The following is a 24,753-nucleotide window of genomic DNA, read 5'->3' on the forward strand; positions in this document are numbered from 1 at the left end:
CGTAAACATTATAGTGACTTATGAAAATGTAACAATTATGAATATATTTACTAAATTTATACTAAAATATTATAAATGAAAAAATATATAGTGTTGTTTTTTGGGCTTTTAACACCTTTTCTATTAAATGCTCAAAATGATTTTATGATAGAAAACCAGCGCTCGAAGGTTACTATCCCTTTTAAATTGATCAACAATCTTATTTTTATTCCTATAAAGGTAAATGGAGTAGAATTAAATTTTCTACTGGATTCCGGTGTAGAAGAAACCATCTTGTTTAGTATGGACGAAAGACAAGAAGTTCATTTTAATAATGTTGAAAAAATAAAACTGAGAGGTTTAGGAGGTGACGAAGAAATTGAAGGATTGAAATCGACCAACAACGTCTTAGAAACCCATGGCTTGAAATCTATAAATCAATTGCTTTATATTATTCTCGATCAGGAATTTAATTTGTCTTCACATATCGGAATTCCCGTAAATGGAATTATTGGCTATAAATTTTTTAAAAACAACTTAGTTGAGATTAATTATCAAAAAAAGAAAGTTACTATACATCTCAATAACGAAAAGACCAGAAAGAGACTTGAGAAAAAATTTGAAACAATTCCAATAACAATTGAACGATCCAAACCTTATATACAATCAACGGCTGTTGTTGACGGTGTGGATATTCCTGCTAAACTGCTTATTGATATTGGCAACAGTGATGCTTTTTGGGTTTTTGAAAATGATAAAATAAAATTGCCAACAAAAAACTTTCCTGATTTTTTAGGAAAAGGCTTCAGTGGGGACATTGAGGGACACAGGGCAAAAATTTCAAAATTTTCGATCGCTGATTTTGAATTCAAAAATCCAATTGTTTCTTTTCCCGATTCAACATCAGTTCGGAATGTAAAAATGGTTCCCGGGCGTATTGGTTCTCTTGGGGGTGAAGTTTTAAAAAGATTTACAGTGGTGTTGGATTATGCAGATCAAAAGCTGTTTCTGAAAAAAAACAGCAAATTTTCGGAACCGTTCACTTATAATAAAAGCGGTATTACCGTTCAACATAATGGTTTGCAATGGGTACAGGAGACTGTTCACTTAGAAACGGTTCAAGTTACATCATCTCTGGGTGAGATGGAAGCAAATGCAAGAAAAGGAAATGATTTTAGGTATAAATTTAGTTTAAAGCCCGTTTTTGAAATCGTAAACATCCGCAAGTTTTCGGCTGCTGAAAAATGCGGTTTGATGAAAGGAGATATTATTGTGAGTATCAATAGTGTATTGCCATACAAATATTCGCTTCAACAAATAAATGCGCTTTTAAAATCAGAAGATGATATTTGGATTACTTTAGAAGTAGAGCGAAATAGTTTGATTTTGAAATTCAGATTTAAGCTTGAAGACGAATTGTAGGTCGTTTGTCGATAAAGTAGGTATATTAGGGGTTAAGGAATGTTAATCTTTTCAATTTTAAGTTAAAATTAACAAGAAAATTTTGTTTTTTATTTACAAGGGATTAATATTTTCATATGTTTGTCTAAAAATAGAATCTATGTTCAAAAATCACATCAAATTCTTATATTTTATATTGTTTTTTGTCTTTTTCTCGTTTATGCCTTCTTCAGTTTTTGCACAATGCGCGGGGAATGATGGTAATCTTACGGTATGTGATATTCCTAATCCTGCTAATCAATCGATTAATTTATATGCAGCATTGGGAGGAACACCAACAGCGGGAGGAGTATGGTCAGATGACGATGAGACAGGGGGATTAAATGCGACAACAGGAGTTTTAAATGTACATCTTATTCGCCAAAGCGGAATTTACCATTATACGTATACAGTTAATGGCGGGGCTGGCTGTACAGATAATTCGGCCACAGTAACGGTAACCATTGGTGGTTATTCGGGGATTACCTCAAATTCAACACAGTGTAGCGCAACCGGCAGTTTTAATCTTTTTGAAGCCTTTAATGGTCTCTTTTTAGGACCACAGTATAATGGACAATGGTTCGATAACACGACCAATAAAAATGTTGATTCTTCAATTAATATTACTGATTTTGAAGGAGATTATAAATTTACCTATACAATGCCCGCCATTGGTAGCTGTCCAGCTGTATCTTCATCGGCTGTTATAACCGTTGTCAGGGCACCGAAATCAGGAGAACCAATACGTTTGTCTTTGTGTGCAAGTGATGGTTTGTCTGCTTATACCAATTTTGATCTTTATACATTGCTAAAAGATCAGGACGCAGGTGGAACTTGGAGTGACAGTAACCGCATAAATACAGGAGAATTAACCTTTTCAGGCGACCATTTTGTAGATATGGAAAAAATATACGACCGATTTGGGGAAGGATATTTTTACTTTACCTATAGAGTTTTATCTCCAAAACCAATTTGCGACCCAGAAGAGACAATCGTATGGTTTAGGCTTGAAAAAAAGCTTGATTTTACAGGAGCTACTCTTACAGTTAATACGGATATCTGTGAAACGGAGATTGCAACGGCAAATTATTCCGTTACAATAAGAAAAGGAAACGCCGCTATTCCCGATGGAAGCTATTTTGTACAATATAAGGTGTCGGGGCCAAATGGAGGAGCGGTAGAGGTAATAGCAAATTTTACTAATGGAGTTCTTATATTTCCATTAGATTCAAAGTTTTTTCAACAGGTAGGAAGTTTTAACGTAAGTATTCTGGATATTTTTGCATTTAATAGTTCCAGAAAATGTACCAATATTATCAATAATTTATCCGATGACTTAGTCGTATATGCGATACCGGATTTAAGTGATGCCAAAATTACACCAATTATAACGTGTCAGAACGAGAGTGCAACAGTGCAGATTTCAGATGCCATAAAAATTACAGACGGAACCTATGATCTTCTTTATAATTTAACGGGAGCCAATACGGCCACCGGACAAATAGCAAGAGCTACATTTACGGCTGGCAATGCGAGTTTTTCGCTTCCGGCTATTTTAAATTCCAATGCGGGTACTGCAGTACTAACGATTACAAATATCAGTCATGTGATTTCTCAATGTGCCAATACCGCTAATTTGAGTGGTGACATTTTGATAAATCCATTACCTGCCACAGCAACGGTAAGAATGCAAATTAAGGACGTTTGTTTTGGAGAGCCTGTTTCTGTTCAAGTTAGTGGACTAGGAACTTTAACAGATATTTCATTATCGTATACTGTAGCAGATAACACCACTTCTACACCGTTAACCGTTAGTTTGCCTGTATCGGGTGGCAATGCAAGTTTTGTACTTCCTTCCGGTCCCGCGACAAATCCGGGAACCTATACTGTTTCGATTACGAGACTGACTAATAATATAACAGGTTGTGGTACCAATATAACCAATTTGTCAGATGTTTTTTTGATAAATGCGATTCCTGTTGCTCCATCGGCAAATCCTCAGTCTTTTTGTAAAGCTGACGGTCCGACAATTGCCAATTTACAACCCAATGGAGCTCCATATAAATGGTATATTTCTGAAACCGCAACTACACCACTTGCAGCTACATACATTCTGAAATCAGAGAATTATTATGTGAGGGAAACTTCCAGTGCCGGTTGTACATCAGAACCAACGATGATTGCGGTTACGATAAATGATTCTGCAGCTCCGGTGTTAAATTCAGAGGGAGCAGGTTTTTGTGGACTAGATAGGCCTACGATTGCAGATTTGACTAATCGAACCAATTCACCCTCATCGGTCGTTTGGTATGACGCTCGTGTCAATGGAAATGTAGTACCATCAACTACGGCTCTGGTTGAAAATGGACATTATTTTGGGTTCGATTTTGAAAGTACAACAGGTTGTATTTCGGAGAACAGTCTTGAAGTTGTTGTGTTTTTAACAAAATGTGATTCTTTAGAAAATGTTTTTATCCCTGATGGATTTTCGCCAAATGGAGATGGTGTAAATGATTCTTTTGTAATTCAGGATATCGACTTTTTGTATCCGAGTTATACACTTCAGATTTTCAACAGATATGGAAACGAAATGTATAAAGGATTTAAGAATAAACCGGGTTGGGACGGATTAAATTATGAAGCCAGTGGCATTAGCAGCGGAATAGCACCGAACGGCGTTTATTTTTACGTGCTCTATTTTAATAAAGGAAACAAACCACCAAAACAAGGACGTCTTTATTTAAACAGATAATTGATTTTTGCGTTCTTTAATATGATTTTCAAATGAAAAAAATAATACTTTTTATAAGTTTCCTCTTTTATATAACCTCAGTTTCAGCACAGCAAGATCCGGAGTATACGCATTATATGTATAATATGAGCGTCGTAAACCCCGCTTATGCAACAGGTACACCTGCCATGTTGAATGTTGGTGGTTTGTACAGAACACAATGGGTTGGAGCTATCGGTGCTCCAAAAACATTTACCTTTTTTGGACATACAGCCGTGAGTGATAAAGTAGAAGTAGGAATGTCGCTGATCTCTGATGATATTGGAGATGGCGCTAAAAAAGAAAATAATTTTTATGCTGATTTTGCCTATGTCTTAAATTTAGGCGGAAAAAATAAACTTTCACTTGGATTAAAAGCCGGATTTACGTCCTTGCAAACCAATTTTAACGGTTTCTTACTGCAAAGCGGAAATGTCAATACTGATTTGGCTTTTGCTCAAGACGTTAATGTATCCAAACCTAATATAGGAGTAGGCGCCTATTATTTCAGAGATAATTTATATGTAGGAATATCTTCTCCCGGTTTATTGAAGACTAAACATATTGAAGAAAGATCCGGAATAAATGCTTTCGGGTCCGAAAATGTTCATACTTTTTTAACGGCCGGATATGTTTTTCAAATGAATGACATGTTAAAATTAAAGCCAGCCTTTATGTCTAGATTTGTTAAAGGAGCTCCGATTGCTTTAGATCTATCATTAAATATTTTATACAATGAAAAGTTTGAGTTAGGAGCAGCTTACCGATTAGATGATGCAGTGAGTATTTTGGCAAACATAAATATTACACCAACTCTTAGAGTGGGTTATGCTTACGACTACACGCTTTCTAATTTAGGACAGTTTAATTCAGGTACCCATGAAATTATGCTGCTTTTTGATTTGGACTTATTAGGAAAAGGGTTTGATAAATCACCAAGATTCTTTTAAAATGAAAAATATGAAAAAACTACTCGTTATTATATTCGTATTTTCAATACAGTTTATAAAGGCCCAGGATCAGGATTTGGTAAGAGCCAAACGTTTTTTTGATAAAACGTATTACAGTGAAGCTATCGTATTATATGGAAAACTAGCGGTTGATAAACCGTCTCAGGAAGTGATTAAAAACTTGGCAGATTCTTATTATTACACCAATGATTTGATAAAAGCCCAGCGTTATTACAGACTTTTAATAAACAGCTACAATAAAGATTTAGACAGAGAATATTATTACCGATACGCACAAACTTTAAAAGCCAGTAACAGTGACGATCAGGCTAATGCTGCGCTAAGAGAATATTATGCCAAATCAGCCAATGCAGAAGAGGCTGTTTATTTTGAGAAAGAATTAAAAGAACTGGAAAATGTCTCTGCCATCGGGAATCGATTTGAGATTAAAAATTTAGCAATAAACACCCCTAATTCCGAGTTTGGGGCGGTGGAGTACAAAGACAATTTAGTTTTTGCCGGGGTTAAATTAAATCCGGGTCTGTTTGATAAAAAGTTTAAATGGGACAATGAAACCTATTTAAATTTAGTTGCAGTACCAACAAAAAACAGTAATTCCAAAGAGGCAGTGTTACAATATTTTGCAGATGAATTAAAAACCGGAATGCACGAATCGAATGCTGTTTTTACAAAAGACGGCAAAACCATTTATTTTACCCGTAACAATTCAAAAAACGGGAAGAAAAGAAAAAACGAACAGAAAATTTCAAACCTTCAAATTTTTAAAGCCGAATTAGTTGAGGGAAAATGGACAAACGTAACGGCACTTCCGTTTAACAGTCCGAATTATTCCGTTGAACATCCTGCTTTAAGTGCGGATGAAAAAGTGCTGTATTTTTCTTCAGATATGCCGGGAACATTAGGGTCTTTTGATATTTTTTCGGTGAATATCAATAAAGGAGCATTTGATACTCCAAAAAACCTTGGACCTGTTGTTAATACCAACAAAAGAGAACAGTTTCCTTTTGTTTCGGAAGATAATAAGCTCTATTTTTCTTCGGATGGTCATTTAGGATATGGATCACTGGATGTTTTTGTTTCAGAAATTAGTGGGAATGACTATTCAAAACCGGTAAATATCGGTTTGCCTTTAAACTCTAATTTAGATGATTTTTCTTTTACGATTTCAGGAACTAAAGAAGGTTATTTTGCATCAAACAGAGAAGGAGGAAAGGGGAGTGACGATATTTATCAATTTACCGAAACTAAAGAATTAATTGTAGAAGATTGTAAACAGTTTATTGCGGGAATCATTACTGATTTTGATACAAAACAGGTATTGGAAAATGCAACGGTAATGTTGCAAGATTCAGAGAAAAAAACAATAAGTACAGCTACTACTGCCGCGGATGGAAAGTTTAGTTTTACAGTTGGCTGTGAAAGTTCGTTTATCGTTCTGGCATTCAAAGAAAAATACACCAACGAATCAAGAGCGGTAACATCGGGAAAAACCAGAAATGCCAGTAATGATGCTTCGATGACGCTCCGATCCATAGAAGCTATTAAATTAGAAGAACAACAAATAGCCGAAAATAAAAGAAAAGAAGAACAACGACTTACGGAACAGAAAAAAGAGAAAGAAGCGTTGGCAGTTATCGCTTTAAAAGAGGCTGAGAAAAAAGCAAAAGCTGAGGAAATTGTAGCGGCAGAAATTAAGAAAAAGGAAAAAGAGGACCAGATTTTAAAACAAGAAAAAGATGTTGTAAAAGAAAAGGACCGATTGCTTATAAAAACCGATCCGATTTATTTTGATTACAATATGTGGTACATTCGTAAAGAGTCCAAAGTAGTTTTGGGCAGAGTTGTTGCCCTGATGAAAAAATATCCGGAGATGGTTATTGAGATAGGTTCCCATACAGATTCGAGAGGAAATGCTAAATTTAATGAAGAATTATCTCAGAAAAGAGCTTCTTCGACCAGAGAATTTTTATTAGAATCCGGAATTGAGCCCAAGAGAGTACTTGCTAAAGGTTATGGAGAATCAATCCCAATTGTAAAATGTAAAACTGATGATTCCTGCACAGAAGAGCAGCACGAATTAAACAGACGAAGCGAATTTGTGATTAAGAATTTATAATTTAGTTTCTTATTTGATTGAAAATCAATACGGTTTCTTAAATCGGGTTAAATCAATTAAGATTTAATTTAGAAATCTTTTTTTTGGAACGTTTTTTATTTAATTTTATAAAATAACCATGAAATTAAATATCTAACTATGAGAAATCTAGCCTTATCCTGCCTGCTTTTAACCTGTATTGGATTCCAAAGCTGTAAAAATGATGAAAAGTGGAAAGCAATTGAAGCTGCCAAAACTGAAGCTAAAAAAGTTGTAAGTGTTCAATGTTACAAAGCGATATACGAAAAGGATACTATTGACTTAAAGTTGAATACTTTGAAAGATGGTAAAATAACGGGTAACATGGTAATGAAGGTTGCGCAGGCAGCAGAGAAGATTGGCGATATCAAAGGAGAATTTCATGGAGATACCTTATTTGTAGATTATACGTTTAGTGACAAGACCAACAAGAATATTAAATTCAAAAATCCGATGGCTCTTTTAAAACGAGACAAACAGCTTATTTTAGGAAATGGAACAATGCAGACTACGATGGGCGTAACTTATTTGGTAAAAGATAAACCTATCGATTTTGATAACGTTAAATACAAATTTACAACTGTAGCCTGTGTGGAAGAGTCAAAGTAGTTATTTAAATAAAAAAAAGCAGAAAAAAAGCCGTTTCTCAATTTAAGAAACGGCTTTTATTATTTTTTAGCTTTTAATTTTTTTATAAAACTTCTCCCTTAATTTTTAGGGCGACTCTACCATCAGGGTAATTTACGGCATTAGTTTCAACAGTGATTGTTTTACGAATCGGGCCGACAGCCATGTTATATTTTACATCAATTTTTCCTTTTTTACCGGGTAAAATTGCTGCGGCTGGTTTGGTAACAATAATGGAGCTAACGGTAGATTCAGCGCCGGTAATCAATAGTGGTGCATCTCCTGTATTGGTGAATTCAAAAGAGCGGAGTCCATTATCACCTTTAGAAATTTTTCCATAATCAATTGTGTTGTCCGAGGCTGCAAATTCAATTTTTGGGCCGTTTTGCGTATAACCAATTGTGGTAAACAATGCGATTACGATAAAAGTGGCTACATTTTTCATTTTGAAATTATTTTTGAGTTGTAAGTAAATATACTTTCTTTTAATTAATACACAAATTATTATTTCGCTTTTTATAGTGTACTTAATTATTTACTTTTGCTGTCAATAATAAATACAAAAATTAAACCAAAGTCTAAAAGTTTACAGGTCAATGTGTTTATTGGTTATTTTAGAGCCAAAAAAACAAGCAGGACCAATGAATATTAAACAGAAATAACATATCCAATATACAATGACAATTCCAGCACAATTTGACGCTAAAACGATCGAGAATAAATGGTATGATTACTGGATGAAAAATAATTATTTTCATTCAGAACCAGATCATAGAACGCCTTATACAATTGTAATTCCGCCGCCAAACGTCACAGGAGTCTTGCATATGGGGCATATGCTGAACAATACCATTCAGGACGTTTTAATCAGAAGAGCGCGTCTTAAAGGATTCAATGCTTGTTGGGTTCCCGGAACGGATCACGCATCGATTGCTACAGAAGCAAAGGTTGTAGCTAAATTGAAAGCAGAAGGAATCAATAAAAATGATTTAACACGCGAAGAGTTTCTGGCTCACGCATGGGAATGGACAGATAAATATGGTGGGGTAATCTTAGATCAGCTTAAAAAATTAGGTGCTTCCTGCGATTGGGAACGTACCAAATTTACTATGGATCCCGATATGTCTGCATCTGTAATTCGTTCTTTTGTTGATTTGTACAACAAAGGATTAATCTACAGAGGATACCGAATGGTAAACTGGGATCCGGAAGCCAAAACTACTTTGTCTGACGAGGAAGTAATTTACGAAGAACAACAAGGGAAATTATTTTTCTTAAACTATAAAATTGAAGGTTCAGAAGATTTCTTAACGATCGCTACAACCCGTCCGGAAACTATTTTTGGAGACACTGCTATTTGTATCAATCCAAATGACGAACGTTTCACCCATTTAAAAGGTAAAAACGCCATCGTTCCGATCTGTGGAAGAGTAATTCCTATTATTGAAGATGAATATGTAGATGTTGAATTCGGAACAGGTTGTCTAAAAGTGACTCCTGCGCACGATATGAACGATAAAACCTTAGGAGAGAAACACAACCTTGAAATCGTTGATATTTTTAATGAAGATGCTACATTAAACAGCTTCGGATTACATTATCAAGGAAAAGATCGTTTTGTTGTTCGTACTGAAATCGCAAAAGAACTGGAAGAAATTGGAGCTTTGGCAAAAACCGAAATCCATTTAAATAAAGTAGGAACTTCAGAAAGAACCAAAGCGGTAATCGAACCAAGATTATCAGACCAATGGTTCTTGAAAATGGAAGATTTAGTAAAACCGGCAATTCAATCTGTTTTGGTTGATGGCGATATTAAATTACACCCAAAACGTTTCGAAAACACTTACGCACATTGGTTAAACAATATTCGTGATTGGAATATCTCTCGTCAACTATGGTGGGGACAACAAATCCCGGCATACTATTACGGAGACGGAAAAGAAGATTTCGTAGTAGCAGAAACGATTGAAGAAGCTTTAGCATTAGCAAAAGAGAAAACATCAAACTTGAAACTTGAAACAAAAGATCTAAGACAAGATGTTGATGCTTTAGATACCTGGTTCTCTTCCTGGCTTTGGCCAATGTCTGTTTTTGGCGGAATAATGGATCCTGAAAGCGAAGATTACAAATATTATTATCCAACAAATGATTTAGTAACCGGTCCGGATATTTTGTTTTTCTGGGTAGCGAGAATGATTATTGCAGGTTACGAATATGCTGGCGAAAAACCATTTACCAATGTGTATTTAACCGGTTTAGTACGTGACAAACAACGTCGTAAGATGTCTAAATCATTAGGAAATTCTCCTGATCCTTTAGATTTAATCGACACATTTGGTGCTGATGGTGTTCGTGTGGGATTGCTTTTAAGTGCTTCTGCCGGAAACGATATTATGTTTGATGAAGAATTATGTAATCAAGGAAAAGCATTCTCTAACAAGATTTGGAATGCCTTTAAATTGATAAAAGGATGGGAAGTTTCAGAAACGATTCCACAACCGGAATCATCAAAAGTAGCGATCGAGTGGTATGCAGCAAAATTGCAGCAAACGTTAGTTGACATTGAAGATAACTTTGAAAAATACAGAATTTCTGATTCTCTAATGGCCATTTACAAATTGGTTTGGGATGATTTCTGTTCTTGGTTTCTTGAAATGATTAAACCGGCATACCAACAACCAATCGATAAAAAGACGTTTGACAGCGCTATCGAAATGTTAGAAAGTAACTTAAAGTTGCTTCATCCGTTTATGCCTTTCCTTACCGAGGAAATCTGGCACTTAATTGCTGAAAGAACATCGGAAGAAGCTTTAATTGTTTCGACCTGGCCGGAATTGAAGCCATTTGATGCAAAATTAATTGCTGATTTTGAAAATGCAATGGAAGTAATCTCGGGAATCAGAACGATTCGTAAAGACAAGAACATTCCGTTTAAAGATGCTATTGAATTGAAAGCGGTAAACAACGATAACGCTTCTACTTATTTTGATACTGTAATAACAAAATTAGGAAATATCACAGCATTAGAATATGTTTCTGATAAAGTAGACGGAGCTTTGTCTTTCCGTGTAAAATCAAACGAATACTTTATTCCGATTACAGGAAATATTGATGTTGAAGCTGAAATTGCAAAATTAAATGCAGAGTTAGTTTATACGCAAGGTTTCTTAAAATCGGTTCAATCTAAGTTAGCAAACGAAAAATTTGTTGCCGGTGCACCGGAAAAAGTTTTGGCTAACGAAAGACAAAAAGAAGCTGATGCCTTAGCAAAAATTGCTACAATCGAGCAGAGTTTAGCCGGTTTGAAATAACAAAGAGGTTAACCGGTTTGAAGTAAGAATTAGATTTTAAATATACAAACCCGACAGGTTTCAAAAACCTGTCGGGTTTATTTTTTTATTTATTTTTTATTCGATTTAAAATCAAAAACAAAGGATAGGAGATTAAGGTGATAACCACAATAATTCCAAAACTTTTCGGATCACTGTATATAAAACCAATTAGTAATGCCAGTGAAACAATAATAGCAATAATAGTAGACCAAGGATACCAAAAGGAGTGGTAAGGTCTTGGTAAATCAGGTTCTTTTGCTCTAAGTTTCAGTAACGAAAGATAGGCTAGTCCCCAAACAATAATAGAGGTAAAGGCCGCAAACGAAAATAAGGTTTGGAAAGAACCAATACAGATTAAAATTAAGCTGAACAAAGAAGAAACTAAAAGCGCTACAATTGGAGTTCCGCCTTTATTGACGTTTGTTCCTTTGTCAACAAAAAATCCATCCCTGCTTAGTCCGTATAAGATTCTTGGCGGAATCATCATAAAGGCATTTAGAATACTTATTAATGAAAAGATAGAAATAACGGTAACGATGATAGCGCCGTTTTTTCCGAAAATAATGTTCGCTACATCTGCGGCTGCCAAGTTAGATTTTGCTAAAGTTTCGACCGGCAGTACATGGAAAAAAGCAACATTCAATAAAACATAAATGGCAATTACCAATAACACGCCACTGTATAGCGAACGCGGAATATCTTTACCCGGATTGTCATTTTCCTCTGCAAAAAAGCAAACGCCATTCCAGCCATTATAAGTTCCAATGATCAATTGGAGTGATTTGAAAAACCCAAGCAGAAGTCCCATCTGAAAAAACGAATTGTCTTTTGGAATAGCAGGCAATTTTACTCCCGAATACATAAAACAAGCAACCAATAAACAGACGAAACAAATCACTTTTAGAAAACTCGTGATTTGCTGAATGGCACTTCCGTTTTTTACACCGCTTAAATGCAGCAGTACAAAGGCAAGTAATAACGAAATCGCAATCGCGGTAGAATAACTGGCCAGATCGGGAAATAAAATAATGATATATTCGCTGATTACGATACAGTAAAAAGCAGGTGGACTTACATTTGTAATATAGTCAAACCAGCCCGATAAAAAACCGGCATAGTCCCCAAATGCTCTTTTGATATAATTGTAGGAACCTCCCGCTTTTGGAAGCATGGTGGCCAGTTCGGCATAAGAGTTTGCCCCTAAAAGCACATACAATCCGCCAATGAGCCACGAAATAATAATAAGCCAGTAATTGTCCAGTAAGGAAGCGATTGTGCCGGGAGTTCGTAAAATTCCGACTCCAATGGTTCCCCCAATTAAGACGGCAATATTAAAACTTAATCCTAAGCTTTTCTTTAATTGGTTTTTTTTGGAATCTATCATTTGTAATGGTTTTGTTTGGTGAGCAAAAGTAGTTATAATAAAAAAATAATCTTTTGTTAAAGCCAAAAACCTCGTCTAAGACTAAACGAGGTTTTGGTGTTTTAAAATGTTTTAATTGCTATAAAAGACCAAAGCCTTTTCTGCTTCTCAAAATCGAGTACAGAAAAAGCTTTGGAAGTTAAAAATCTAATTCAAAAAATTTAGAACTTATATTTAAGGCTTGTCATAATCTGACGAGGTGCGATTGGGTTTACGCTATAATTTTCGTGAACTGTATAATTCAATTCGTTTGTAACATTAGATAATTTACATAAGATTGAGAATTTTCTCCACTCATAACCGGCAGATACATCAATAGTAGTATATGCTTCTAAAGGAATATCACGATCTCTAATGGTTATCTTGTATGTTTTCGGGTTTGTTACAGGTGTTTTATTCTCTGTCCATAAATAATCATCATTCCATCCGCCTAAACGATTCCCGATGTAGTTTCCGATAGCTCCGAATGAAAGACCTTTAAACATTCCGTCATTTAGTTTGTAAAAGAAGCTTAAATTAGCTGTAGTCTGTGGCGTTCTTGCTACACGATCCCCTTCAACAAAACTTCCATTTGTTCCTGAAGTGTTAGTGTAACGCATGTCATTGTAACTATAACCGGCTACTATATTAAGTCCTTCAAGAGGCGTTGCAGTAACATCAATTTCAACACCTTTACTTCTTGTTCCTCCACCTAATACTTTTAATTGTGAATTTACATTAAGAGCTCCGTTTGCGTCAAATTCTGCTGTTTGCGCCAGGTTACTGTTGGTGATTTGGTAAACGGTAACATTTGTAGTCAACATTCCTTGTAAGAAGTCCATTTTAATCCCTGTTTCGTATTGGTCAATAATAGAAGGGGCGATTGGTTTTGAGTCAACAGTTGTTCCGGTGTTTGGTGTAAAAGAGCTTGAGTAGCTACCAAATAAAGAGATTTCTTTTATTGGTTGGTAGATTAATCCCACTTTTGGAGAAAAAGCATTGTCTAATTTTTTAGGAGCAACAACAGCTGTCGCGTTTTCAGGAGCAACAACTTGAGCCGTTTTAGCAGCATTTAATATTTCTGAATAGGTACTAACTTCTGTTTCCTGCCAAGACCAACGAAGACCAGCCAGTACTTTGAATTTTTCTGTAATCGAAACTAAATCTTGAAAATAAACCCCAAAACGATTAGTGTCAGTTTTGCTTATTGCAGTTGCTCTGTCTGTAGTAGGGATATCTTTTCTTTGAGTATTAGGATCAAACGTAAATAAGTTTATGGTGTCGTACAATGTTGGTCCATATACTGGTAGTCCATTCTTTGTACCTGTTTGAACATATTTTTCGTCAAATGTATAGGTATAAGCAGTCGCGAAAGAGTTTTCCCAATCGACACCCGTATATAATTGGTGTTTTACCGATCCGGTATAGAAATTTCCTTGTAAACTCAATTGGTCTCCAAGTATTTGCTCTAGGTTTTTAGTTTTTGACAAACCTCTATTCCAATCACCAGGAGTTGCATAGGTTTCTAAGCCAGATAATTGAGCTGTTGACAATTGAGCTCTATCGTAACTTTGGAAAGAACTATTGAAATTAAGTTTCCAGTTTTTATTAAAATCATGGTTCAATAAAACCGAAGCACTGGCTGATTTGGTAGTACCATTAGACCAAAGAGATCCGTAAAAAGCATTACGAGGTAAATCAAGGATTTCTTTTCCTATAATTCCTGTTCCGAAATCAGGAGTCCAATCTGCTGTCAGGTAATCTCCCTGAACAGTAATTTGTGTTTTTGGATTGATCACAAAAAGTAAAGACGGATTGATGTACAAACGCTCGTTTTTCACAACATCTCTGAAACTTTCTGAGTTTTCGTAAGAACCGTTTATTCTAAAAGCAACGGATTTACTAAGCGGACCATAAAAATCAAAAGAAGGCTTGTAGAAAGCATAACTTCCCATTTGCATGGAGATTTCACCACCTGCTTTAAATAATGGAGTTTTAGTAACCAGGTTTAAGATTCCACCCGGAGCTACATTTCCGAATAATAACGCAGAACCCCCTTTAAGAAACTCCACCTTCTCTAAACCTGAAACATCAGGAATAGAACCCGAGTTGTAACGGAATCCATTTTTAAACATATTATTGGCAGACATATCATATCCTCTTGAGAAGAAAGATTCTTGTGCGCCACCACGAGCAGAGCTCACATAAACACCATTGGCATTTTTTATAACGTCACTCAAACGAATGGCTTGTTGTTGTTCGATTACTTCAGAACCGATCACTTGTATGCTTTGTGGATTGTCCATTGGTTTTAAACCCGAACGAACTGCGGTAACTGGTTTAGGCTCTCTGTTAGTTGTAATGATAACGCTTTTAAGCTCTTCACCTTTTCTTTTTTTAACAGTATCGTTTATCGAACTGCCACTATCATTGTTTGTATATTGCTGACCGTAAGAGGTTAAGCTTAGAATGGATAATCCGAAGAGTAGAATATATTTCATTGGTAACTTATTTAGAATAAATAAAAATAATTTTGCGCAAAAGTAGGCTTGGACTTTCGTTATTAAAACTTATTTGTCTTAAGGTTGTCTTAAGATAGTCTTAGGATTTATTAACGTTATTCTTATTTTATTTTAATCTACGGCAGTATTGAACAAGGAATTGCTTGTAAATAAAAAACGAGACCTATTTTTTAAGTAGGTCTCGTTTTTAAGGAAAATGTATATTTAATCGAGCTAGTAATTCATTGAATTTTTGTAAGTATTTGAATTATAGCTATTCGTATTTGTTGTTTTTATTTTACTGTAATTTGGTAAGTAGCCATTTTCCAGATTTCATTGTATTTTTTACCGTTATGCTCACCTTCTGCTTTATCAGTGTGTGCATATTCTACCATGTAATTTCCTGACCAGATCGGAGTGAATGAAAATTCTCCTTTGTCATTCGTCCAAAGCTCTTTTTCCCAACCGTTTGGAGCAATTACTTTAATTTTGATCTCTTTTGCAATAGCACCATCAAATAAAGCAAGTCCTGCTATTTTGGTATCTTTTTTAGCAACATCGGCATTTTCAGAAAATACACTAATTGTATTTTTGTTTGCTGTAGCACTATTTCCGGCAGTTTTGTTTCCAACTACTACTGTTGCGCTTGAATTGTAATCTAATTTCATTGTACCGTAAACATCTTTTACGGTATGGTGCATCACAACGGTATAAACACCGTCTTCATCCGGGGTAAAAAAGGCTTGGTATCTGTTGTCTAAAGCTTTTGCCGTTAACTTAGTTTCTTTTTTTGATGGACTGATCAATACCAAAGAGAAATCTTTTAAATCAGAAAACCATTTATCTGCTTTTGTAATATCGTTTTCAGAGAATTCTCCAAAGTAAATTGAAATTTCCTGTGCTTTTCCTTTTGTTCCGGTAGCTTTAGTATCAATCCAAAGTGCGTGAGCAAATAATTGAGGGGCAGCAACGAACATTAAAAATAAAAATGTTATTGTTTTTAAAGTGTTTGATTTCATAATAAATTAGGATTAAAATTAATAGTTAAAAGAAATCCCTTAAACCTTTTGAGTAATAAGGGATCTTATTTTAGGATTAGAATTTATAAGTAACAGTTACCCTTGCGTTGGTTCCTGCTTCGGCTTGTAGGTAATACATATCAGAATAGGCGTAATAACCTCCTGAGTATAAGTATTTGTTAAAGATGTTATTAACAATAAGATTTACTGAAACTTTTTTATTTTGATAAGACAGACCTCCGTCTACACGGAAATAATCCGGTAAAGTACCACTGTTGCCATTTGAAATAAACCAAGGAGCTCTTTTTACCTGATATTGGTAACCTAATGATGCACCAAATCCATTTAGTAGACCATTGTCAAATCTATAGTTTAACCAAGTGTTTTGAATATGTCTTGTAGATCCCGGAATTTGATTTCCAATCAGATTTTCATGGCTATCTTTTGTTATTTTACCTTGTGTAAAGGCATAATTTAAGATAACATCAAAGTTTTTAAGGATTTCTCCTCTAACATCGACCTCAACACCTTTTACTTTTTGTTGACCATTTTCTTTGAAATTTTGTTTAGTTCCACTATATGGATTTTCTAAATCCGGTGTAAGTACATTGTTCATCGTAATTTGGTAAGCCGCAACAACAGAATTCCATTTTCCGTTGAACCAGTCTCTTTTATAACCTAGTTCTAAATTAGTTCCCGTTTGTGGTTTAAAACTTTTTTCGTTCACATCTGTTCCATAATTTTCTGTAAAAGATTGATCACGTACAAAATAAAAAGCATTGTTTTTGTCTAAAGAATAACTCAATCCCACACGAGGAGTAAATTTTTCATTAGAGGTTCCGCCAGAATAATCATTAGAGGCTTGTAGTAAGGTAAATCTTCCCGCTAATGTCAAGCGAAGTGAATTTTCAAAAAAACCAATTTCATCTTGTACGTAGCTTGCGGTGTAACTATTCTTGTATGCTGTGCCTCTTTCTTTTATGCTTTTGCTTCTGTCAAAAACAGGAGATTCAGCAAGAGTTCCATGTATCGGATTGTAGATGTCCAAATCTGACATAACAAAAGATTGCCCGAAATCATGGTAATACGCTTTATTGCTCATGTCTATTCCTCCCAATATTTTGTGAGAAATAGGTCCCGTTTGGAAAGTACCATTTGCAAAAGCTTGTATCATATAGGTTTTTCCTAAAACATCCCAAATACTTCCGGCTCTTTTTAGGATTCCAACTTTATTTTTTTCAAAGCCACTAGGCCATAAAGACAGTCCTTGTTGCTTGAAATTTAGATAGGATCCTTGTAAAGTTACCTTCCAGTTATCGTCAAATTTGTGTTCGATAATCCCTAAGATACTTCTCTCAAGCATTGTTGTTGCATCTAAATTTGGCTCTGAGGTAGTAGAACTTCTTGGCAGTTCCTGATAATCATTCTGCATAAACAAATAATTACTACCAATGGCATTTACTTTAGAAAATTGCTGTGTATATTCAAGTGTTATAGCGGTTTTGTCTGTTGCTAAATATTTTAAAACGGGAGCAAAAGTATAACGGTCATTAAAATCAAAATCACGGAAACTGTTTTTCTTTTCGCCCATCGCATTAAAACGGTATAAAAGTTTTCCGTCTTTGGTCAATTTTCCGTCCAGATCTATTGTACCTCTGTACATGTCAAAACTTCCGTAAGATAAACTCGCTTCTGCTTTGTTTCTTCCACTTGGTTTTTTAGTTACAACATTATAAAATCCGCTTGGGTTTCCGTTGGCAAGCATAAAACCTGCCGGTCCTTTTACAAATTCTATTCTTTCTACCAAGCTCATATCTTCGGTCAAGGGTCCCCAGGTTGTACTTACGTTCATACCATTTCTGAAAGCAGCAACTTGACTTCCTCTCATAGTGATATTAGCATAATTATCCCAGTGTTCTACTCTCGTAGCCCCACTCACGTTACGGGTAACCCCTTCAAGCATGTCAAAAATTTGTTGATCCTGCATTAATTTTCCGGTAATTACCTGAATGTTTTGCGGGATTTCAATAATGGCTGATTGCAAACGAAGAGAAGATGAAATTCTATTGGTTTTAAAAGCACTTTTATTACTCAAAACCACCACCTGATTCAATTCGGTATTCGATAAATCTAATTTTAAATTTAAATTAGTAATTTCTCCTGCATTAACAGTTACTTGCTGTAGAAGGTCATTGTAACCCACTAATGTAACAATTAAGGTCTGAGTTCCAGCAGGGACATTTTTTAACTCAAAAAATCCATTGTTTCTGGCAATTGTGTTTTTGTTTGTACCTTTAATAGAGACAGATACTCCTTCTGCCGCTTTACCATCGCTGGTTTCAATTTTACCGTTTATAGTTCCTCCCTGTTGTGCAAAAGATGTCCCTATAGAAAGCATAAAAATACTTAAGACCAGTATAAATTTTTTGCAATACTTCAATTCATTCATTTTATAAAATTCGTTGGTTATTATTTAGACTTGTTAAAAATAATTGCAAATGTAAAATATAATATTAGTTCAACAAGTCTTATTTAGATTAAATATCAATAATAGTTTATAACTGAATGGTTTTTTAATGTTAAGAGAATGAAGAAGTAAGTTTATTCTTTAAGTTATTTTTTATCCTTTGTTTTTTGCTTTTCTACTGTTTGATTTAATACTGTTATGGCAGTTGTACTTAATGGGTAATAATGGGTTGCCATTTTAAAAAAACGAACAGCGTTATCTATTTTGTCAATTCCTAAACAATAATTTCCCATCCAGTTCAGATAACTTTCAGAAGGGGTAAAGGAAAAACCAAGTTGTTCAGAAAGTTTCGCATATTGTTGTTCTACTAAGGAGGGATCTTGTACCGCTTCTTTTACCTGGACCAGATGGTCTTCAAAAATAAAACGCAAACCGTCATATTCTGCCGGAATAGGGATAGTTCCATGATCTTCGTTTTCGTAATATTTAAAATTCCATCGCAGATTTTTAGGTTTTTTCACTTTTAACAAATTTTCAAACTTCCTGATTCCTCGGGCCATATCGGTTGTAGTATCCTGAGGGATGCTTTTTTTATTGGCCATAGCCAGATAAATACTTCTTTTAGCAAAATCCTTTTTATTGAAAATAGAATCGGCTTTTTTGTTCATAATTTCATTGTCCCACCAAAGACTCGGGTCAATGATAACATAAGAATTAAATAAAGAGGTGTGGTGCAGTAGAATATTCACGGCAGTCAGGCCTCCAAAAGAGTGTCCGTTTAAAACATTGTAACCCGAAGTTCTGTAATTGGTATCGATATAAGGTCTGAGTTCTTTTTCTAAAAAAGTAATAAAATTTTTATTGCCGCCGCTTTGTTGAAACTGCTTTTTTGTCTTATCAAAAAAGGCCTGACGATTCGCTTCAGTTGGAGTTAAATCTCTTGTGCGGTTTGTATTGGTGATTCCTATTACAATCATTTGCGGAGTCATAGAATAAGGTCCTTTGGCTAATGATTGTTGAAGGCCGGTAAAGGAATGGAAGTTATTTTCGGCATCTAACAAATAAACAACAGGATATTTTGCCGGAGCAAGTTTAGAATTGTTGTAATCCGGTGGCAGATAAATCCAAAAAGTGCGTTCTTCATTCAATGCTTTCGAAAAAATACGGTGTTTACTGCCAATAGTAATACTGTCTTGTGAAAACACAGCAGTAAACGAAAATAAGAGAAAGAGAAGGAGAAATTTTTTCATTTTTAATTTAAGTAAGGGAAGTTTTTTTCTTTTTATTTTGACGGCCGTACCAAATCAAGAATCCTGTTATAGGCAGAAACATACAGACTAAACCAACAAGGAGCGTGAAAATTTTTCCGAGCCATCCAGCCCAAAAGCCAATATGAAGGTTCATGGTTGTTTCATCAATATACAATCCGTTCATCACTTTTACCGGAATTTCAATTTCCTGACCGGTGTAGCGGTTAATTGCGAATGTTTTTCCGTTTTGAACGCCTTTCAGACCAATGTCTTTAGCGGCAACAGCAGAGAGACTTGTAATACTGTCTTTTGCTGCGATAGAAAGTTTGACTTGTTCTACAGCTGCATCTTTTAAGAACAGCCGTTCTACAATTGGATTTAATGCCGCAAATGTTTTAGTACTGTCGTATTCCGGTTTGATATCCCGCATTGCCGCATAGGAGCGAGGAAAACCATCGAATATTTTGTGCGTTGTTTTGTTTAAAGTTTTGTTTACAATGATCAGACCGGTAATGGTAATGAGAAGTGCGGGCAGTAAATTATAGAAGCCGGGTACATTGTGCAGATCATAATTCAGCCGTTTGAAACTGGCATTCTTCTTTATAGTGAAACTCTGAAGTCTGGTAGAGCGATTCCATTTTTTTGGCCACCAGAGAATAATTCCTGTAATCAGTTCGATTAAGAATATCCAAACGGAGATTTCTACGATGAGATTTCCGGTTTTTCCAAAGGGCATTTCACCGCTGTGAACATGCGCCACAACATAAAAGAAATCGTAAGCCTTGCCGGAAGTTAAGACTTTGCCTGTATAAGGGTCAACCCATGAGAATTGTAAATCTCTTTCTTTGGTCGAAGAAGCAAGTTTTACACTTCGTTTTGGATCCCGATACGTAATAAAATAACTCGCTTTTCGATCGGGATGTTGTTTTTTAAAAGCTTTTAGGATTTCTTCCGGAGTTAGTCTTTGTTCTTTAACTTCTTTAACGTACAAAGCATCAGAAGCCAGTCCGTCTATAATATCATCACAAAAAATAAATAATATTCCGGTAAGTGAAACAATAAAAACGATGATACCCGAACTTAGTCCTAACCATAAATGGAGCCAGTGATTTAATTTGCTCCATTGGCTCTTTTGTTTGACTTTTTTTTCAGTTCTTTTAATTGGATTGTTGGTCATAATAGAAAGCGATAAAAACCAAGCCGGCATTTCGAGAACGATAAGCCAGCTTGGAAAAAAACTAATTTAAGTGGTATTAAAATTTGAAAGTAAGATTAGCAACTAATTGTCTTGTTGGCATCATAGTAGCCCAGTAATCAGACGTCCAATATTCTTTGTTTGCAATGTTATTTAGTTTTAGGCCCAATCTGATTTTTTGCTTTTCGTAAAAAACAGTGGCGTCCATTACCGTATATCCGTTTACTTTAAAGGTATTCGTATCGTTTATGTAGGTGTCACTTTGTGTATTACCTCCAAAACCAAAACCAAGTCCTTTTACTTGACCATCTAATATTTTATAACTTACCCAAAGGTTTGCTACATTGGCAGGTGTAGAATAAGGTCTTTTTCCCTGAGTTGCCGCGTTTGTTTTGGTAAATTTACTTTCGTTGTAGCCATACCCTAAAATAATGTGTAAACCTCTAATTGGATTTGCTATTAAATCTGCCTCAAAACCTTTGCTTTTTTGGGTAGCGTCTTGAATAGAATACAAGTTGTTAGTAGGGTCGGTACGGACTTTATCTTTTACTTCAATATCATAATAGCTTAAAGTTCCGTTTAGTTTTCCTCCTAACAATTCAACCTTCACACCACCTTCAATTTGGTTGGCTTGTTCTGGTTTGAATTCTGTTAATTCCGTTGGATTTGCAGCTGTAGTTCCCGGACCTACATTGGTAAAGCCGTTCATATAATTTCCAAATAAAGAGACTTTATCCTTAACCACCTGATAAATCAAACCCATTTTTGGAGAAACGGCAATCTGATTGTATTTCGCAATTTTGTTTTCGTAACGATCAACACGCACACTGGCCATTGCAATAAATCGGTCCGTAAAGTTAATTACATCCGATACATAACCGCTTAACGTTCTGAAATCTCGGATACCAACTACACTTGGAGCCGGTAAGGCAGCAATCAGCTGTTTGTATTTTTCCATGTTTATAAAGGCAGCATTTCCATTGATTGCCAATGCAGGATTTCCGGCCGCAGCATCGTATGAATTAATGACCCATCTGTTATCGTTGGTACTGATGTAAGTATAATCAAGTCCGATCAATGCGCGGTGTTTTATACTTCCGGTATGAAATGTTCCAACAAAATTTTGTTGCAATTGTGTTGTTTTGAAAACACTATTGATGTTCATTAGCCTTCTTTGTAACGTTACATCACCATTGGCTGCGGTATTAAAAAGGAGGAACAAATAGTTGGCCTTGTTGTCTGTATAAGCATTTGAAAAATTGGTCTGTGAAACCCAATTATCAGACAATTGGTAGGTAGCTCTGGCGTAAATATTAGTGTTTTTTGATTCCGACTGTAAATCGTCTGTTGTATATGATTTTTTGAAATCAAAATTCAATTGATCTATATTTTTTGCAGTTGGATTCCCGGATCCAAGACCTATCCAGCTTGAGTTACGACTTCCTTTGTACAATTCTGCATCAAAATCTAAAGTTAATTTATCGCTTACTTTATAGGTAAATGACGGTGCAATTATAAAGGCGTTACTTTTTCCTTGATCTTGCCATGTTTTTTGATTGTCCAGAGCAGCATTTACTCTAAAAAGCATTGTTTTTTCTTCGTTCAAAGGCGTATTAAAATCTATAGTTGTTCGACTTAACGCCCAGTTTCCGGTAGTGTAGCTCACTTCCCCTTTGGTAAATTCAAATGGTTTTTTGGTTACGCGGTTGATAAGACCTCCGTAGGTAGTTAAAGCAGATCCGAAGAGTGTTGCAGATGGTCCTTTTATTACTTCAATGCTTTCCAGATTCACAGGGTCGCTTAAAGTTACCCAGTTGGTGTTCATTCCGTTACGGATAGATCCTGCTGCAGATGCACCACTAAAACCACGCATTCTGATGCTCAGACCAATTCCTCCTGATCCCAAACTTTGCGTTACATTATTTAATCCCGGTGCTGAATTTAATGCGCTTCTAAAATCAACTGCAATTTGCTCCTGGAAAAGTTCTTTTGGCACTACCGTATAAACCTGAGGATTCTCAAGATTACTAATTGGTAGTCTTGCAACAAATTCACTTTTCTTTTCAGCGAATTTTTTAGCTGCAGAGACTACAACAACTTCGTTTAATTCTTTTAACGAAGACTGAAGCTGAAAAGAAACTGTAGCAGTTTCTCCTGTGGTTACGGTTACTTCTTGTTTTGATGGTGTATGTCCCGTCATATTAATTTCAATCTGATACGTTCCTGCCGGTACTTTGTGAAAAAAGAACACACCATTTTCGTCTGTAGTTGCTGATTTTTTTAATTCAGCTATAATTACATTTACCGATACCGCATTTTGATCATCAGCTGTGATTACAGTTCCTTTTATCGAACCGGTGTTTTGTTGTGCAAATGTCTGCGTTATTGACAGACACAGCAGTATTGCCCCTAAAAATAGCTTGTTTAACATTTTTTTTGCTTTGGTTTTAATAAAAAACATTTTATCCTTATTTAGATTAGTTATAAATTGATAATTTTACGCAAAAGTAATGTGTTAACAAAAACTTAATAAACGCAAAAAGGATTAATATAAACGCAAAAGGGATTTTGTGAAACTTGCCTAGCCTCAGTTAGTTGCAACGGCTGTAAGGAATGTAAGCGCTATCTTACGCAATAAAAAAGTGGATAAAAAAGGGCCAATGAAAACAATGATGAGAAGTGATATCTTCAAAAAAGAAGTGGTGGTTGTAAATGATCCTATTCGATTTAATAAAGAAGATCTTATTGAGAAAAAAATCAATTTTGACAACAAAGGAATCAAAGGTGTAATCACTGATATTATGCTAAACGGAATTCACGTGGTTGCGAGAGATTTGACAATGGAGAATGATTCGTATGCGATTGAAGTAGAACATGATTTTTCTTTTGTAAAACTTCATATTGAAATGGAGGGAGATAACGAATATTGTCCTGAAGATAAATCCCAGCGTGGAATTTACATTCCGCAGGGGCATTATAATTTATTTTATTTACCCAAAATAAAAGGGGTTCTAAACTACAGAACCAAAAGAAGAAGAACGTTGGAAATTACTTTTACGGAAGCGTATTTAGAGAAGTTATTTTATCCGAATTTAAAAACTACCATACCATTGCTGGCAGACGCAATAACAAATCAGACCTCATACGCCATGTGGGAAACCAGTAAAAGTATTTCACCAAAACTAAATATTTTGATTGAAGATATTCTGCAATGTTCTTATTCGGGAGCGATCAAAAAAGCCTTTTTAGAGTCAAAAATAGTAGAGATTCTTTCGTATTTGTTTACGATAATTAACGAAGAGGAAAACACTTCAGTAAGTGTCGAAATAAGCGCCGGTGATTATGCAAAAGTTCTGGAAGTCGAGAATATCTTAAAAACACAATTCAAAGAGAAACTTACGCTGGCAGGTATTGCCGCTGAGGTTGGGTTGAATAATTTTAAAATTAAAAAGTATTTTAAATTAGTTTATAATACCACTGTTTTTAATTATCTGACAATGGTGAGAATGGAATATGCCAAACAATTGTTGGTCGAAAAAGACTATCCGATTTCTGCCGTTTCAGAAGAATTGGGATATAAAAATCAACATCATTTCACAGTCGCTTTTAAAAAGACATTCGGCTATTTGCCCAGTAAATTGAAGCAATAGCTTTTAACTTTAATAA

General features: G+C 35.2%; 15 protein-coding genes. 7 read left to right on the top strand and 8 right to left on the bottom strand.

The genetic code is table 11. The features are described from left to right. Positions 1-75 precede the first annotated feature (75 nt). The 5 genes from AB674_RS08215 to AB674_RS08235 all read left to right on the top strand — a co-directional run bounded on the left by AB674_RS08215 (position 76) and on the right by AB674_RS08235 (position 7,903). Complete coding sequence (locus tag AB674_RS08215) at positions 76-1,401, top strand: PDZ domain-containing protein (protein WP_047775550.1); 1,326 nt, start codon at positions 76-78, stop codon at positions 1,399-1,401. Between the two features lie 139 nt (positions 1,402-1,540). After that, positions 1,541-4,171, top strand: coding sequence for a gliding motility-associated C-terminal domain-containing protein (locus tag AB674_RS08220; RefSeq protein ID WP_047775551.1), 2,631 nt, complete (start codon positions 1,541-1,543; stop codon positions 4,169-4,171). A 32-nt stretch (positions 4,172-4,203) separates the two neighbouring features. Then, positions 4,204-5,139 carry a type IX secretion system membrane protein PorP/SprF gene (locus AB674_RS08225; protein WP_047775553.1) on the top strand — a complete coding sequence of 312 codons (936 nt, stop codon included), beginning with the start codon at positions 4,204-4,206 and terminating at the stop codon, positions 5,137-5,139. A gap of 10 nt (positions 5,140-5,149) precedes the next feature. Then, positions 5,150-7,276: an OmpA family protein gene (locus tag AB674_RS08230; protein ID WP_047775774.1), complete on the top strand. Its 2,127-nt coding sequence runs from the start codon at positions 5,150-5,152 to the stop codon at positions 7,274-7,276. A gap of 138 nt (positions 7,277-7,414) precedes the next feature. Next, positions 7,415-7,903, top strand: a complete 489-nt coding sequence (locus tag AB674_RS08235; protein ID WP_047775554.1) for a hypothetical protein — start codon at positions 7,415-7,417, stop codon at positions 7,901-7,903. A gap of 82 nt (positions 7,904-7,985) precedes the next feature. Here AB674_RS08235 and AB674_RS08240 read toward each other — a convergent pair whose 3' ends face one another. Then, the gene (locus tag AB674_RS08240) at positions 7,986-8,366 is read right to left on the bottom strand and encodes a DUF1573 domain-containing protein (RefSeq protein ID WP_047775556.1); all 381 of its coding nucleotides are present in this window, start codon (positions 8,364-8,366) and stop codon (positions 7,986-7,988) included. Positions 8,367-8,598: 232 nt separating this feature from the next. On the opposite strand from AB674_RS08240, the gene AB674_RS08245 reads away from it, so the two are divergent. Further along, positions 8,599-11,232 (top strand): valine--tRNA ligase, encoded by a 2,634-nt coding sequence (locus tag AB674_RS08245; protein WP_047775558.1) that lies wholly within the window; start codon positions 8,599-8,601, stop codon positions 11,230-11,232. Positions 11,233-11,317: 85 nt separating this feature from the next. Here the strand turns inward: AB674_RS08245 and AB674_RS08250 are convergent, their stop codons facing one another. From AB674_RS08250 to AB674_RS08280, 7 genes are all read right to left on the bottom strand, one after another. Beyond that, the gene (locus tag AB674_RS08250) at positions 11,318-12,637 is read right to left on the bottom strand and encodes an APC family permease (protein WP_047775776.1); all 1,320 of its coding nucleotides are present in this window, start codon (positions 12,635-12,637) and stop codon (positions 11,318-11,320) included. A 200-nt stretch (positions 12,638-12,837) separates the two neighbouring features. Then, entirely contained in the window at positions 12,838-15,156 is a 2,319-nt protein-coding gene (locus tag AB674_RS08255; protein ID WP_047775560.1) for a TonB-dependent siderophore receptor, read from the bottom strand. 293 nt (positions 15,157-15,449) lie between these two features. After that, the gene (locus AB674_RS08260; RefSeq protein WP_047775562.1) at positions 15,450-16,175 is read right to left on the bottom strand and encodes a DUF4198 domain-containing protein; all 726 of its coding nucleotides are present in this window, start codon (positions 16,173-16,175) and stop codon (positions 15,450-15,452) included. Positions 16,176-16,251: 76 nt separating this feature from the next. Further along, positions 16,252-18,624: a TonB-dependent receptor gene (locus AB674_RS08265; RefSeq protein ID WP_047775564.1), complete on the bottom strand. Its 2,373-nt coding sequence runs from the start codon at positions 18,622-18,624 to the stop codon at positions 16,252-16,254. A gap of 164 nt (positions 18,625-18,788) precedes the next feature. Further along, complete coding sequence (locus AB674_RS08270) at positions 18,789-19,892, bottom strand: alpha/beta hydrolase (RefSeq protein ID WP_053004222.1); 1,104 nt, start codon at positions 19,890-19,892, stop codon at positions 18,789-18,791. A gap of 7 nt (positions 19,893-19,899) precedes the next feature. Then, positions 19,900-21,069, bottom strand: coding sequence for a PepSY-associated TM helix domain-containing protein (locus tag AB674_RS08275; RefSeq protein ID WP_047775780.1), 1,170 nt, complete (start codon positions 21,067-21,069; stop codon positions 19,900-19,902). 76 nt (positions 21,070-21,145) lie between these two features. Further along, entirely contained in the window at positions 21,146-23,518 is a 2,373-nt protein-coding gene (locus tag AB674_RS08280) for a TonB-dependent receptor (RefSeq protein WP_240478071.1), read from the bottom strand. 229 nt (positions 23,519-23,747) lie between these two features. Here AB674_RS08280 and AB674_RS08285 point away from each other — a divergent pair, with 229 nt between their 5' ends. Next, positions 23,748-24,737, top strand: a complete 990-nt coding sequence (locus AB674_RS08285) for an AraC family transcriptional regulator (RefSeq protein WP_047775569.1) — start codon at positions 23,748-23,750, stop codon at positions 24,735-24,737. The last annotated feature ends 16 nt before the right edge of the window (positions 24,738-24,753 follow it).

Source organism: Flavobacterium sp. ABG, assembly GCF_001027725.1.
Taxonomy (GTDB): Bacteria; Bacteroidota; Bacteroidia; order Flavobacteriales; family Flavobacteriaceae; genus Flavobacterium; species Flavobacterium cupriresistens.